Origin of the sequence: Pseudomonas sp. C27(2019), assembly GCF_008807395.1 — a bacterium.
Taxonomy (GTDB): domain Bacteria; phylum Pseudomonadota; class Gammaproteobacteria; order Pseudomonadales; family Pseudomonadaceae; genus Denitrificimonas.
Genome location: NZ_CP043320.1, coordinates 84,669 through 98,608, shown reverse-complemented (window position 1 = coordinate 98,608; position 13,940 = coordinate 84,669). Strand labels below are relative to the sequence as shown.

Genomic DNA, 13,940 nt, shown 5'->3' with positions numbered 1-13,940 from the left:
TTAATTCTCTTACTTTAGTGCGCGGCTCGCGTCATTTCCACCAATAAGCCATTCTCACCCAGCCCCAACTCAGCTAAAGGGTAAATGGCCTATAAGGGAAATTAAGGGAATAGGATTCAAGGGTAATGGAGCTACCCTAAAAAGGCTTCTACAAGCGCGAGGGATGCACAAAAGGCCAAAGGGAGCTCTGTACCTGCACCCGCCATCGTTAAACCGAATGAACCCAGTTCAATTTGCCGCAACACTCTACTCTCATCATCAACCATAGTTATTTGGAGCCCATTCTGAAGGCATTCATATAACAGTAGGTAGATGACACAATGGCAAATCCCAATCTGTCTTTTCCATTCGTTCAAAAACATCTCAAGACTCCACCTGACTGGAGCCAAAAACCGCTATTAGCTTGGAGTGACGCATATCCCGCAGACTGTCGCAGCTTCCTAACTGAACACTACGAGGCATTTGACGCATCAGTTAATGTTTTTAATGTTGTGGGCACCCTGTGCAAGCTGTTCCAAAATAAAACATGGTTGGACTTGCTGCAAGACGGAAGCAAAATAGCGACGAACTTAGATGAACTACAACGCAACCCTGACTACTATTTAAACCTAGTCAGCCGAGTACCTGCCATGCAGTTTTACACAACAGATGGATTGTCATTTTATGTTGGACACGATGGCAATCATCGCACCTGCCTTGCAAAGTTTTTCTTATTTGACCAGTCAAAGAGTCATTTACACTCCGTAGCAGTCGAGCACTTTCTCGTGAACTGGCCGTTTTACGCCATCTATAAACAATTAAAGGAGTTGATTGCTGTAGAGCAATTACCTTATGAGCTAACGGCAGCTTCTCAACGGATTGGCTGTAATGATGGCGTAGGCTGGAGGGTGGTTTTATTTCAGCCCTCCCTTACCTTGCTGTATCTAAACAGTTCTAAAACGATAACTCTCAATTATGATCAAGCTCAGGCAAAGCTTGCTGAGTTTCAGGCTCTAACAAACGCATCAACCACACCAAAACCATCATTATGGAAACGTCTGTTCCGCAGATGTCAAACCATACGTATTAAAGCATCTGCTATTTATTTTGCACTTGCTGTGTTCTCAGCTCTCCCATTGCTCACTGGCGCTCTAACCAAAGAAGTATTTTTTCTTGGCTCTATCGTTTACATAACACTACTAGCGAAAGCTATTTGGACCTGGATTAAGGAGGCGGATTAAAAGTAAGCGTAACACCAACCACACCTAGCACAACTCAGATCAGCAGTTAGAGCGACTGGATGCTTAGCTAAGTTTAATGTTCCAAGGCGAAAGTGTACCGATGTCAGCAGCGCTGGTGTGCGGCAGTTGTTCGAACAACGCTTGAAGATATACCGCAGGCAGAAGGTCGTTAGCTTTGGCGGTTTCAACAAGGCTGTAAAAAATAGCACTGGCTTTGGCGCCGCTGCGGGTGTTGGAGAACAACCAGTTTTTACGGCCAATCACAAAAGGTTTAATCGCACGCTCAGCACGATTGTTGTCGATGCTAACCAGCCCATGCTCAAGATAAGCCGTCAGTTTGTTCCATTGGTTCAAGCTGTATTGCAGTGCTACACCAATGGCTGTTTTTGGTGGCACTTGCAGCACTGTTTTATCCAGCCAAGCCTTGAGCTGCTGCATAATCGGCGCAGATTGTTCTTGCCTCACTTGTCGTTTATGTTCAGGCGTTGCATCGGCGATTGATGTTTCAATGCCATACAGTTTTTGAATCAAGTTGAGTGCTTGGTCAGCACGCCCTGTTTTGCCTTTAGGTTGAACCGCTTTAGCTTCAATAAACTTGCGCCGAGCATGCGCCCAACAGCCAACTAATGTGGCTTCAGTATGGTTATAACCGGCATAACCGTCGACTTGCAGCAAGCCGGTGTAGCCTTGCAAGAAGGTCTCAGGACAAGCGCCTGCGCGCCCATCTTGATAGTCATACAGAACAATATTGGGCGGGCCATCGGCTGATTTTTTATCGGCGCCACAGCCATAAACCCACATATAACATTGTGATTTTTCAGTTTCGATCACTTTTACGGGCGTGTCATCGGACCAGATGGCTGGCTGCATCAGGAGTTGTTGATGCCAGTGTTCATACAACAGTTCAAGCTGCTCACTAAGCTTGACCAGCCATCGACTCATGGTCTGTCGATGCAGCTCAATACCAAAGCTTTTGAATAATGCTTCTTGACGATACAAGGGCAAGCCAAACTGGTACTTAGCGCTGATAATTTGTGCCAGTAACGTCGGTGTAGCGATGCTCTTAGGCAAAATACTCGCTGGAACGGGTGCGATTTTAATCTGGGTTTGTGTTGCGTTTTTCTCGCAGCAACGGCAGCTGTATTTAGGGCGAATATGGCGGATGACTTTAACGGTCGCAGGGATAAATTCCAGTTTCTCGCTGACCTCTTCACCCATGCGGTGTAAATCATTACCGCAGTCGTTGCACACTTTATCCGCGGCAGGAATGTCGTGAACAACGTCTTCGCGAGGTAGTTCTGCAGCTAAACTTGGGCGACGGGTTTTCTTGCGGGTGTAGGTGATGGTTTCATCTGCAGCGATTTCTTCTTCGCTGGGCGCAAGCAGCTCTTCTGCTTCGTTAAACAACTCACCTTGACCTGGATAACCTTCGCTACTGGCAGCAAAACGCTGCTTGAGTGAGAGCTGCCATTTTTCAAGCGTCTCATAGTACAGCTGCTGATATTTTTTAGATTCTTTTTGATAACGCTGACTTTCTGCTTGCGTTTTTTGCTGCAGTATTTGCATCTCGAGAACCTGTTTTTTTAAGCTCTCGATATCATCAGGTAAAGTGGTTGAGTCAGTCGTTTTCATAGCATTTATTTTACTATAAACGCCTGCAAAAGCCTTTAAAAACAATTCTTTAATTAGACATAACAGCTATAGATACAATCTTTTTATACCTATTTTTCACGGCTTATTTTATTCAGTAAGTACTACTGAACTGCAGCGGTTGATGCCCTTTCATTCGCTCAATATCCAGCCCCTCAAGCAGCCAACTCCATTGGCGCTCAGACAATGTCAGTACTTCACCGCGCATCTGTTTTGGCCATTTGAATGTGTCTTTTTCAAGACGTTTATACCACAGGCAAAAACCTGTTTGATCCCAGTACAAGACTTTAATTTTATCGCGCTGACGATTGCAGAACACAAACAGTGCGCCGCTGAAGGCTGATAACCGCATGTGCTCTTCAACGATCACGCTGAGACCGTTAATACTTTTGCGAAAATCCACCGGCTCCTTATGCAAATAAATGCCCGGCGGCTCAACAAACATCTTCATGCCGACAGTGTTTTTATTAAACCAGCAAGCCAGCGAGGATCCACCGACAAAGGCAAAGACAGTTCAGTTTGCTGAAAGCGTAACGTCAACGATGTGTCAAAGCTTACCGCCGAGTTGCAGGACGATCGACTCTGCACCTGAACAAAAGCAGGTTCAGATTGAGCACTCAACAACTCTCCTCGACGCTTACTAAAATAGGCAGGATTTAAATCGTGCTCTGCACAGAACTCAACTTGGCTTTGCCCACTCAGCTCAAAGACTTCGATAAGCTCCAACCACTGCGCTGTGTTGCGATATTTACGGCTCATAGATCACCTCGTTTATTTAAACGAGTAATCTACGGCACGGGAAAAGTGCTAGCTATGTGGGGTTGTTGTTACGCTTACGATTAAAAATGCAGTTAACTGAGGCAGAGAAAGAGCTTATTCTCACTCACAGGCATCAACAATCACGCGAAGCTAACAATCGTAAATTTGCGTTGGATGCTATTGCAACAGCACACCAGTTTTCAGTCTGGTCAGCGAAAACTGGTGAGAATTTAACATTTTCGACGTTCATAAACACCTTTGGCTATCAGGAGCCCGATGGCAAAAAAATGTACGAAATTGTGAAACGTGTTCTTGAGCTTGTGGAGTCTGCTGCATGTTAAATAACAACAAATACATAACTGCTCTAGCCAGCATATCCATTATTGCAAACACTGCAGGAGTGAGGTCTACGCAACAATTATCAGTCTTTCTGCACTGTGCTATGAAGCAAGGTCGCTGCTTAGCCGATATTTTAGATCTTCCCTCAAACGACCCTGAATATAGAAAGCAGCTATCGCTAGTACGCCAGTTAATGTTTGGCTCCCCCGCCCGAGGTTACAACGGTGCTAATGTTTTACAGTGGGGTGAGAAAATTCATGGCAAAGAAAAAGCAGTTATTTTAACTGTTAAAGGTCAACGGTTGTTTAAAGAAGCTCTAAAGCTCTTGGAATAAAACGAACCCTCCCAGATCAATTTATCACAACTAATCAAATCTAAATTCAGTCATGATTTACTCTGATTCCAGACTCCAGGAAACGAACCATGATGACAATGATTTTGGCTTTGGTATGTGTGTTGATTTTCTTCATCTATCGAGACTGTGTTCTACCACTTAGCAGGCACCAAATAGACCAGCACATTTCCAAACTAGCACCAAGGCGGCAACAGTTTGTTAGGAATTTTGTAACCAGCCGTCAAAACAGGGCAATAAAAATCACACGCCTGTGTCTCAGAGCTGCGAACCAGCGCGCAGACAGTCAAGGGTATTAACATGGCACGACGTGCAGGACAACAACTTGTAGTGAGTTACCAGGCACTGCTACAAGAGGTTCTAGCGCAGTAAAGTGCTACGCTAAAGCCTCATCAAGACAACTTACAATTTCATGTAAGACGCATCATAAAAACCGCTCTCGTCCACGAGCACCATGCATTGCTATCTCTGGATCTAATACTTCAAGATCGCTAGCTAACTGTTCTAACCACCTTTCTTGGCTATAAGCCCAAGACAAAACCCACGGCATAGCATGCCCTTCTTTAACACAAACCTGAACGACATTTTGTATTTCTCTTGCCTCTTCAATCCGCTTGTAGATTCCCTCACGATCATCTTTGAACAGACTTAAAAGATGATCGGCAGCGGATGCTCTTCTCAAATAGCGCATGCGTAAAACGATCAGATACCCAGCACTGGCTACAGCTAAAAAAACACCAAAGCCAACGCATATGCCAGCATGAATACTCATTGTTTACTCTCCAACAAATGCATTATCTACCTAACTTTCCCTACAGCGACATCATGCACAGTCTGGAACAGCTCAGAGACACCTTGTTCATTCAACTGAGGCCGATAAGAAGAGCTATAGGTGACATAAACCATAGAGCCTGCGCCATTCTTTTCCAATTCGATCACGATACGATTTGGCGGGTTCAGATCGCCGTAGTTTTTACCCATTTTGTAGAAGCTACCAGGTGCTGCTTCCCAAACAGCCTCTTGACCAGCCAATGCAGTGGCTTTCCAAGAATCAGAGTCTCTACCGGAGTTTTTCAAGGCAACAATCTTGGCATCGACATCTTCAAAGTTGTAATAACGTCTCAATCGAGCGGCTGCTGTATCAACATCAACAGGCACTAAAACGTCATACTTACGATCTTCTCTAACAATTCTACCGCCGGTCAAAAATGAGGTTAAGTCACTGCTGACATCACTGACCGTTTGATTCATCTCTGACAACTCTTGTGTCGAGCATCCACCTAATAAAGCAGCTGAACACACTGTCAGCATTGCGAGGGTTCGTTTCATATTTCTGTTCCTTTTAGAGTCAACGGATTACTACGCCCAGTTGATATTGAAACAAAACCACAAACCCCCTACAGCAAACAAAGCGAATCGCTGGCAATCGTTTTACAGCATCTGCCGAGTCAGTTGCTCTGACATAGTAGCTTACCCTCCCCTAACACCTATAAAACGCGGAAGAGTAGGCATGTCCAGAAAGTATTTAAGAAAAAAAGAAGCAGCTCAGCAAGGCTGGTATTGCCTCAAAGACTTAAAAACACTTTTCCGTCTCAAGCCTTCACCAAGACAAGCACCGTCAGGTGAGGTTTGGCAAGGGCAAGGCTCATATTACGTCTACGCCAAAGATGCCTGTTTACCCATGCGTCCCTACCGCCAACCAAGTGAAGCACAGCTAAACGCATTAGCCCAAGGGCGTGAGCTAATCGGCACAGCCCAATGTAATAACTGCAAAAATAGATTTCCAGATTGGTTTTTAGGCAACAACTCATTGTGTGAAAATTGCGGCACCTTAAAGCGCCTTAGTTACTGCATAGATACTGCACAGCAATGGTTATCGGGGAAACAGCTGTAGTGTTAGACACCGAGACCACCGGTCTAGATGACCAGGCAGAAATTGTTGAAATCTGCATCATTGACTTGCAAGGCAAACCTCTACTTAACACCCGTATTCGCCCAACTAGACCTATTCCAGCAGCAGCCACCGACATTCACGGTATCCGCGATATAGACGTGCAAAATGCTCCTTCATGGGCCGATATACATGATGAGTTTTGTTCAATAATTGCTGGGCGCTCTGTCCTTATTTACAACGCTGAATACGATGTTCGATTGCTTTCTCAAACAGCAGATCTACATGAATTACAAGCCCCTACCCTCCAGTCTCATTGCGCAATGAAGCTCTATGCCTATTGGCATGGAGACCTACAGTACAACGGAAACTATCGCTGGCAAAAGCTACAAACAGCAGCACAGCAATGTGGCATCGACTGTACATCCGCACACCAAGCATTGGCTGACTGCCTGATGACACTTGGAATTATTCGCCACATCGAAACATATCAAATACCCCAATAGGCTCACATGAAAAGACTCTTTCAACGGTGGTCAAAAAAAAGCACGACAGCATCCACCGTAGCGCACAAGACAGGTGAGTACCTGCACCCGAAGTCTGCCCAAGTCTTATTAAGCAGCGATCGACGACAGGCCTTGCTCGATCAGATATGGGAGCAAACCTCCATATCCCGTGAAACCTATCAAACGCTGTATATGGAGCCAATTACTCGGTATGCCGAACTGGTTCAAGAACTGCCTGCCAGCGAGACGCACCATCACAGCTACCTTGGCGGCATGCTCGATCATGGGTTAGAACTGCTTTTATATGCACTGAAACTGCGGCAGAGTTACCTGCTACCGATTGGTGCTCCACCCGAAGATCAGGCCAAATATGCGGATCTCTGGACAGCCGGTATTGCTTACGGTGCATTGCTACACGACACCGGCAAGATCCTGGTTGATATCAAAGTGGAGACCTTGGACGGCAAGGCTTGGCAAGCGTGGCACGGGATACTCAAACAACCCTATCGCTTTCAGTACATCAAAGGACGTGATTACAATTTACATAATGCTGCGGCAATGCTTCTATGTTCTTCGATCCTGGGTAAAGACGTACTCGATTGGCTTTCCAGTAATTTAGAGCTTTGGGGCAGCTTGCTGTATTTACTTTCAGGCAACTACACAGAGGCCGGTGTGTTGGGTGAAATCGTTTCTAAAGCCGACCGCACCTCTACCGCATTGAATATTGGGGCAAATCCAGAAAAAGCCTTACAAGCGCCTCCAACATCATTACAAGCGCATTTAATCCGTGGATTGAGGCAACTGCTCAAGGAAGAAGAGCACCGCATTAAGCTGAATATGAAAGGCGCTGCCGGTTGGCTAACACAAGATGGCTTGTGGCTGGTCAGCAAGGTGGTCGCCGACAAGCTGCGGTCATTTTTACTGTCTCAAGGCGTGGACAAGGTTCCCACCAAGAACTCATCCTTATTTGATGAGCTGCAGTCTCACCGGCTGATCGAGCCCAACGCTGAAGGTAATGCAATCTGGAAAGCCACAGTCACTGATGGCGACTGGGTGCAAGAGTTTACGTTTTTAAGAGTTAAACCATCGCTGATCTGGGGCAACGAAGAATACCCTAGCCTCTTTGGTGGCAGCGTTACATTTGATGGCCAACCTGAAGCAAAAAACGATACTCAAGCACCTATTACTTCTCCTGCAGTAACCTCAACAAAAACCACGGTACAAGCGACTCCTGCCACCCATTTTGTAGAGGTAAAACCTGTTATAGAAGATGACATTGATGATGTCCTATCCCTGTTTGATGACCCCTGCCCAATCACTTCTAGCCAAGAGCAAAGCATGGGGGACGATGACTCTCTCATTCCATTTGAACCATTTGAGTCGCCCTCACCGCAACCTATAACAACAGCGCAATCAACGTGGCCAAATACAGAACCAGCGCAAAAAATCAGCCCTACCCCTCCAAAAGCGTCACTCCAAGTCACTTTTACAACCAACACCACAGCGGTTGAACTTGGAACAGCTTTTTTTGAATGGCTCAAGGCAGGTGTTCAGTCACACATCTTGTATATCAACGACTCCAAAGCACTGATCCATATCGTCGATGGAAAAATGTTTATTGCCAGCCCTGGTATTTTCCAACGCTTCACATCGCAGTTTCCGGAGCTGGAAAAGCTGAACCCAGACCAAGGACAGGCATGGCGGTGGGTACAAAAGTCATTTGAAAAATTAAAACTGCATCACAAAACTGAAAATGATTTAAATATTTGGACATGCGGTGTCCGTGGCCCGCGGGTAAAAGGAAAATCCATCAAAGGCTACCTACTCCCAACTGAGCTATTCTTCAATATCCAGCCCGTGGATAACCCTTTCGTCACTATTGAACACCAGTAAATACCTACGAAAGGACATCACATGGCTTACCAAGAGTTATTAGAGAGTTACTTTTTTTACCGCCGATTACGCCCCAGAACAGAACAAAGTTATCGCGGCGCAATACAGAAAATGCAAAAAAATATACTGGCGCTTGGCCAATCCCATGCCATTAATGAAATAGACATGAGGCAACTCATGACTTGGCGAAACAATGAACTCAATAATGGCTTGTCACCCATCAGCTGGAACAGTTATTGCCGTCACTTAAAAGCAATTTTTAACCACGGTATCGAACAAGGACTCATTTCATGGACTGAAAATCACTTTGCAAAACTGCTGCTCACTGAGCCTAAAAAACGCAAAAAAACCTTAGCCGATGATCAGATCCACGCAGTCATTAAATTGTTTGATGCCCTGCAAGTACAGGAGTCTAGCGGTGATCTGTCGGGCAGAATCCATCCTGTTTGGTTCTGGCGAACGGTGTTTGAAACGCTTTATTACACCGGTATGCGACGCAACCAGCTTTTGCATTTGACCATTGCAGATATTGATCTGGGGCAGAGTGTTATTTACCTTGGCCTCGATGGATCGAAAACACACAGCGAGAATACAATCCCTATTTGTAATGCACTGAAGCCTTGGTTACAGCAACTGCTGAAACAAGCCAGACTGCGTCATTTCAAATACAAAGACCAGTTATTTAACGTCACTCGCTTCGGCCAAAACCGTCGATATAAATACGATTACATGCTAGATGCGAATATTTCCAACTGCTATCGAGAATTATCTGAGCGGCTTGAGTTCAAGGTCTCACCACATCGGTTTAGACATACGTTAGGGACAAAATTAATGCGTCAAGGAGCCGATGCAAATCTGCATCTGGTCAAAGCTTTATTAGGGCATACGGATCTGCGGACAACGCTGGAATACGTTGAACCGAACTTAGATGATATTCGTAATATGCTGGACGCTTTGTCCAACTAAAGCAGGATTTTTATGAGGCAAAAAGACAAACGCCCTACCTAATTGCTTGACGCAATCCGACAGGGCGTTTATCTTACCTGAATAGGGCTAGCTAAATAGGAGCTATCCGTTGTTATTTTCTTTCTGGCTGCAACCAAAAAGAAAAGTATTTCAGGCGTTTCCGAGAAGTAAACCACAAAGGACTTGCTTCTGTAAATTGGTGCCGGCACCAAGAGTCGAACTCGGGACCTACTGATTACAAGTCAGTTGCTCTACCAACTGAGCTATACCGGCAATGGCGGCCATTATATAGATTACAGATACCTTGTAAAGGCTTTCTGTAGATATTTTTAATCTGAGCAAATTCAATTGCTTACTGACGCTTACTGAAAGGCGCTGAAGCTCAAGTATGAGCGTATCTTACGCGCTTGTTAGCTGCGCTGCGCCAGTAATAAAAGATTACGCGGGGTCAGCTCAATCGCACAAAACTCACCTAATTCCACATTAAAGCCCTGCTCCTGTAAAAACAGCGCTTGATCGAGCAGCAGCCACAGCTCTAGCGGCCGACGAAACAAACCACGCAGCAGCTCTAGGTTGCGCACCTGAGCTAAGCGCTGCCAGCCCTGCGCCTCAAGCATTTGCCAGTTTCGCTCAGGCACAACCGCTAAGTTTTTTAACACAGCCAGATCCCTGCACCACTGCGCAAAGGGCTTGTTAAACCACGCCGCCGATAAGGAAGGTGTCGGCAAGTAGTCATCAATACCACGCAGCTCGCGCTGCAAAATATCAAAAGCTAAGCGCCACGCCATGGATTGATCGCGCAAACGCCGCTCACGTGCTGTCGCGGTAACCGTCGCTGTCAGCGGTAAACCTAGATCATCACGAGTCAGTTGCAGCTTTGATATTTGGCCCTGTTTAGACAGCGGCTGATAAAACTCAGCTTGCGTGCGGTTATAACAACAAGGGGCTAAAGCCAAGGCAATAGCCTGTTGCGCACCGACCTGCCGTACAAGATGGGTATGCAGATCACCGCAGGCATGCAGCGCCACCACCGCATTAGCCTGCTGTAAAGGCGCGGTACTCGCAGCGCTCATAACGTCACACAAGGTATGCTGTGCATGCGCAAGGTATTTATGGCTGATAGCTTGGCCACTGCCGATTAAGTCAGGATTAAACTCTAAACACTCAAGATTGGCATCAGGCCACGCTAAATAACGCCCCAGATGGCCTTTACCTGCACACCAGTCCAGCCAGTTTTGCGCCTGAGTAAATGCCTGACCAGCAGAGCCATGCACGGCACTGGCAAAGGCTTCAATCTGCTGCCACTTGCGCTCAGCGATACCACTGCTCATCCGTACTGGACGCTCATTCAAAGCAACAGATGCAAAGCGACCAACATGCGTGAGCTGTGCGGCTTGTTGCGCCCAAGCACGATAAGGCTGTGGTGCCGCAACAGTTGTAGGCTGGGTATGACAGGCTTCGGCATCGGCCAAGCTGCGCGCGCGCAGCCAAGTGGACAGCTCGGGGAAGTCTAGCTCCCACAGCAAGTGCTGCTGGATAAAGGGCTTTTCCCGCCAGATTTTTTGTTGCGCGAATAAAAAAGCATCCAGCGCTAAGAACCGCTCGCGCAATGCATCACCGCTTAATAGCGGTGCATCAGAGCCGAACACTTAACGGCCCTGCAACGCATCCACGCGCAATTTGCGTTCAAGCCAGCGAAACACCTGCACCAAAATAAAGGTCATGACAAGGTAGAATAGACCTGCAGCAAAGAATATTTCGACCGGCAAATAGGTGCGAGCAATAATGGTACGCGCCATACCGGTGAGCTCTAGCAAAGTGATAGTGCTGGCCAATGAGCTGGCTTTGAGCATCAAAATCACTTCATTGCTGTAGGCCGGCAAACCAATACGTGCAGCACGGGGCAAAACAATGTGCCACATGGTTTGCCCCCGACTCATACCCAAGGAGCGTGCAGCTTCCACCTCACCCGGCGGTACCGCTTGAATCGCACCACGAATAATTTCAGCAATGTAAGCCGCTGTATGCATAGTCATCGCAATCAGAGCGCACCAATAGGGATCACGCAAATACGGCCACAGCGGGCCTTGGCGCACGGCATCAAACTGTGCCAAACCGTAATACACTAAAAACAACTGCAGCAGCAGCGGTGTACCACGAAAGAAGAAGATGTAGCTAAACGGCAATGCACGCACATACCAGTGCCGTGAAGCACGCGCCATACCCAGTGGAATAGCAACGATTAAACCAACGACAACAGCAATAGCGACCAGCTCTAAGGTTAAGTAAGCGCCTTCCAGCAACTTAGGCAGCCATTTTATGATCACATCCCAGTTCATGCTGCACTCCTCACAAAACCACGGTTGGCGCGTTTTTCAAGGACGTGCAAAATTAGCATGCTTAAAACAGTTAAGATCAGATAAATACAGGCCGCGACCATAAAGAAAGTAAACGGCTGTTTTGACGAGGTTACAGCAACTTGTGCACTGCGCATCACCTCATTAAGTCCGACGACTGATACCAATGCGGTATCTTTCATCAAAATCATAAATAAATTACCCAAACCTGGAATCGCAATACGCCACATTTGCGGCAAAACCAGACGAAACAGAATGCGTGGCCGCGACAAACCAAGCGCCAAACCCGCTTCGCGATGACCGCGCGGAATAGCTAATAATGCACCACGAAACACCTCCGTGGCATAGGCACCAAAACATAAACCCAAGGCCAGCACACCGGCAGAAAAAGCACTAAGCTCCAGCTCCGGATAGCCAATGCTTTCGCCAAGTGAGCGCACTAAACCCACTGAGCCATAATAAATTAAGAGAACCCACAGCAGCTCCGGAACTCCGCGCACCATGGTTGAATAGGCATCTCCCAACCAACGCAAAGCGCGGTAAGGTGAGGTTTTTGCTAAAGCACCACCCAGCCCCAAAACCAGACCTAAAGCCAGTGAGCACAGGGCCAGCTTAATTGTCATCCAAGCACCAGCAAGTAGCGCTGGGCCAAAACCATAGAGTTCGAAGTTCATCATGTCTTAAGCAAGCATACCTCCTGCTTTAGCGGGAGGAGGAATTGCTTGCGCTCTCCAATTTTTGGATTAGGGTTGTGGATCGGGCGGCGAGCCGGATCGTGTTGTTCTTTACGTTGGCGCTTGCGTGAACCTTCTCGCCAAAGAGGGTTTCAAGTGCGAAATACCCTGTGCTGCGCTTGCCTTTTACAAAACCTGAACCTTGCGGAGTTTGTATGAAGTCATGCTTTCTTATTCCAAATAACTTCCCAGTCGGTATGCGCTTTTCAGAGCGCGCACCCTTGGTGAGTTGATAATCACCTTTTGAAACGTGCCTTTTGGCATAAACTGTCGCGTTGGGCTGCACAAGCTCGTCATCTTCAAGGCAAATCGCCACAGCATCAAAATAATGCTCCTTTGGAAGTCCGAGTATCTGTTCGCGCTTAAACTTTGTCTCATAGCCGAATGTTTCACGAAATGACCAGTGCTTGTACAGTTGGGATTTAATGACCCCTATTTCTGTTGCGTGCTTTGTTTTTGATCTTTGAGTCTTAATCTCAAACTGACCTGCATGCAAATCTTGATGGCATGTCTCGCACAGCGTGACTAAGTTTGCGGGGGTGTCTGTGCCACCTTTTGCGCGAAACTGAATATGATGCACATGCAGTTTTTGGCTGTGCCTGATCTTGCGCCCTGATCTGCATGTATAACCATCCCGATGCAATACAAACGCTTTCACGTTGTAAAAGCCTTTTTGATTCCCGTGTTGATACTCAGCGCCTGAAACATCAGGGCGGGTGATCTTGTGAATATCAAAACTCGCTGTTTCTACCTTCCACTCACTGATCGGTATAATCGACTCAACAAAGGTCTTTTCCCGTAAATGAGAGTCCAGTTTGGATTTAATGCTAGGTGCTAATCTGTTGGTCGCCCGCATGGATGCACGATTAGCCCATCGTGCTGGACGATAGCGGCATTTTCTACCACGCCTGCCTCTACGGTACATGGCACGTTGTTGCATTTTCTTTGAAACATCTTGGCGCAACTGAACTTGGCTTTGATAGATAACCTGCCCAAGCCCAACCACAGCACAGCCAATGGCTTTACTGCCAGTGTCCATACCTGCGGTCAGCGGCTGTTTATAACCACTGCTCCCGCCTATCAACTTAATAGTGAACGGCGTTCTTGCGACTACTTTAGCCTGACCCTTTTCAAGCAATACTCTTGCTTTGCGTGGTTTGCAGGGCATCAGTGGCGTATTCTCTTTGTTAAGTACAAACACGAACATAACGTGTTCCTTCTTCAAGTTATGCGTATGAATATGCTTGAGGCACATATCAAATCCGACGTCCTC

16 protein-coding genes and 1 tRNA gene are annotated in these 13,940 nt (G+C 46.8%); 7 read left to right on the top strand and 10 right to left on the bottom strand.

Annotated features, from left to right (window positions below; genetic code table 11):
- The first annotated feature begins 320 nt into the window (after positions 1–320).
- Positions 321–1,220, top strand: coding sequence for a hypothetical protein (locus FXF61_RS00420; RefSeq protein ID WP_151183411.1), 900 nt, complete (start codon positions 321–323; stop codon positions 1,218–1,220).
- A gap of 63 nt (positions 1,221–1,283) precedes the next feature.
- Here FXF61_RS00420 and FXF61_RS00415 read toward each other — a convergent pair whose 3' ends face one another.
- The 3 genes from FXF61_RS00415 to FXF61_RS00405 form a co-directional block, all read right to left on the bottom strand.
- Positions 1,284–2,852, bottom strand: coding sequence for an IS66 family transposase (locus FXF61_RS00415; RefSeq protein ID WP_151183410.1), 1,569 nt, complete (start codon positions 2,850–2,852; stop codon positions 1,284–1,286).
- Between the two features lie 112 nt (positions 2,853–2,964).
- A complete protein-coding gene (gene tnpB / locus FXF61_RS00410) occupies positions 2,965–3,321 on the bottom strand; it encodes an IS66 family insertion sequence element accessory protein TnpB (RefSeq protein ID WP_151183409.1) in 357 nt (118 codons plus the stop codon).
- The gene (locus tag FXF61_RS00405; protein ID WP_151183408.1) at positions 3,318–3,629 is read right to left on the bottom strand and encodes a hypothetical protein; all 312 of its coding nucleotides are present in this window, start codon (positions 3,627–3,629) and stop codon (positions 3,318–3,320) included. Before FXF61_RS00405 ends, tnpB begins: the two co-directional genes overlap by 4 nt.
- Before the next feature lie 86 nt (positions 3,630–3,715).
- Between FXF61_RS00405 and FXF61_RS00400 the strand changes: the two genes are divergently transcribed.
- Both FXF61_RS00400 and FXF61_RS00395 read left to right on the top strand, forming a co-directional pair.
- Entirely contained in the window at positions 3,716–3,970 is a 255-nt protein-coding gene (locus tag FXF61_RS00400; RefSeq protein ID WP_151183407.1) for a hypothetical protein, read from the top strand.
- Positions 3,964–4,302 carry a hypothetical protein gene (locus tag FXF61_RS00395; RefSeq protein WP_151183406.1) on the top strand — a complete coding sequence of 113 codons (339 nt, stop codon included), beginning with the start codon at positions 3,964–3,966 and terminating at the stop codon, positions 4,300–4,302. The genes FXF61_RS00400 and FXF61_RS00395 overlap by 7 nt, the downstream gene beginning before the upstream one ends.
- Positions 4,303–4,744: 442 nt before the next feature.
- Here the strand turns inward: FXF61_RS00395 and FXF61_RS00390 are convergent, their stop codons facing one another.
- The gene (locus FXF61_RS00390) at positions 4,745–5,092 is read right to left on the bottom strand and encodes a hypothetical protein (protein WP_151183405.1); all 348 of its coding nucleotides are present in this window, start codon (positions 5,090–5,092) and stop codon (positions 4,745–4,747) included.
- Positions 5,093–5,118: 26 nt separating this feature from the next.
- A complete protein-coding gene (locus FXF61_RS00385; RefSeq protein ID WP_151183404.1) occupies positions 5,119–5,649 on the bottom strand; it encodes a hypothetical protein in 531 nt (176 codons plus the stop codon).
- A 181-nt stretch (positions 5,650–5,830) separates the two neighbouring features.
- Here FXF61_RS00385 and FXF61_RS00380 point away from each other — a divergent pair, with 181 nt between their 5' ends.
- The 4 genes from FXF61_RS00380 to FXF61_RS00365 are packed head-to-tail and all read left to right on the top strand — an operon-like array spanning position 5,831 to position 9,576.
- Positions 5,831–6,214, top strand: a complete 384-nt coding sequence (locus tag FXF61_RS00380) for a hypothetical protein (RefSeq protein WP_151183403.1) — start codon at positions 5,831–5,833, stop codon at positions 6,212–6,214.
- Positions 6,214–6,717 (top strand): 3'-5' exonuclease, encoded by a 504-nt coding sequence (locus tag FXF61_RS00375; RefSeq protein ID WP_218571819.1) that lies wholly within the window; start codon positions 6,214–6,216, stop codon positions 6,715–6,717. The genes FXF61_RS00380 and FXF61_RS00375 overlap by 1 nt, the downstream gene beginning before the upstream one ends.
- Before the next feature lie 6 nt (positions 6,718–6,723).
- Complete coding sequence (gene mobH / locus FXF61_RS00370) at positions 6,724–8,610, top strand: MobH family relaxase (protein ID WP_151183401.1); 1,887 nt, start codon at positions 6,724–6,726, stop codon at positions 8,608–8,610.
- A 21-nt stretch (positions 8,611–8,631) separates the two neighbouring features.
- On the top strand, positions 8,632–9,576 hold the full coding sequence (locus tag FXF61_RS00365) for a site-specific integrase (RefSeq protein WP_151183400.1): 945 nt from the start codon (positions 8,632–8,634) through the stop codon (positions 9,574–9,576).
- A gap of 197 nt (positions 9,577–9,773) precedes the next feature.
- On the opposite strand, the gene FXF61_RS00360 is transcribed toward FXF61_RS00365, so the two are convergent.
- The 5 genes from FXF61_RS00360 to iscB form a co-directional block, all read right to left on the bottom strand.
- Positions 9,774–9,849 (bottom strand) — tRNA-Thr (locus FXF61_RS00360).
- A gap of 137 nt (positions 9,850–9,986) precedes the next feature.
- Positions 9,987–11,225 carry a methyltransferase gene (locus FXF61_RS00355; protein WP_151183399.1) on the bottom strand — a complete coding sequence of 413 codons (1,239 nt, stop codon included), beginning with the start codon at positions 11,223–11,225 and terminating at the stop codon, positions 9,987–9,989.
- Positions 11,226–11,915, bottom strand: a complete 690-nt coding sequence (locus FXF61_RS00350; RefSeq protein ID WP_151183398.1) for an ABC transporter permease — start codon at positions 11,913–11,915, stop codon at positions 11,226–11,228.
- Positions 11,912–12,607, bottom strand: a complete 696-nt coding sequence (locus FXF61_RS00345; protein WP_151185963.1) for an ABC transporter permease — start codon at positions 12,605–12,607, stop codon at positions 11,912–11,914. The genes FXF61_RS00350 and FXF61_RS00345 overlap by 4 nt, the downstream gene beginning before the upstream one ends.
- A 28-nt stretch (positions 12,608–12,635) precedes the next feature.
- The gene (gene iscB / locus FXF61_RS00340) at positions 12,636–13,874 is read right to left on the bottom strand and encodes an RNA-guided endonuclease IscB (RefSeq protein WP_151183397.1); all 1,239 of its coding nucleotides are present in this window, start codon (positions 13,872–13,874) and stop codon (positions 12,636–12,638) included.
- Positions 13,875–13,940 lie beyond the last annotated feature (66 nt).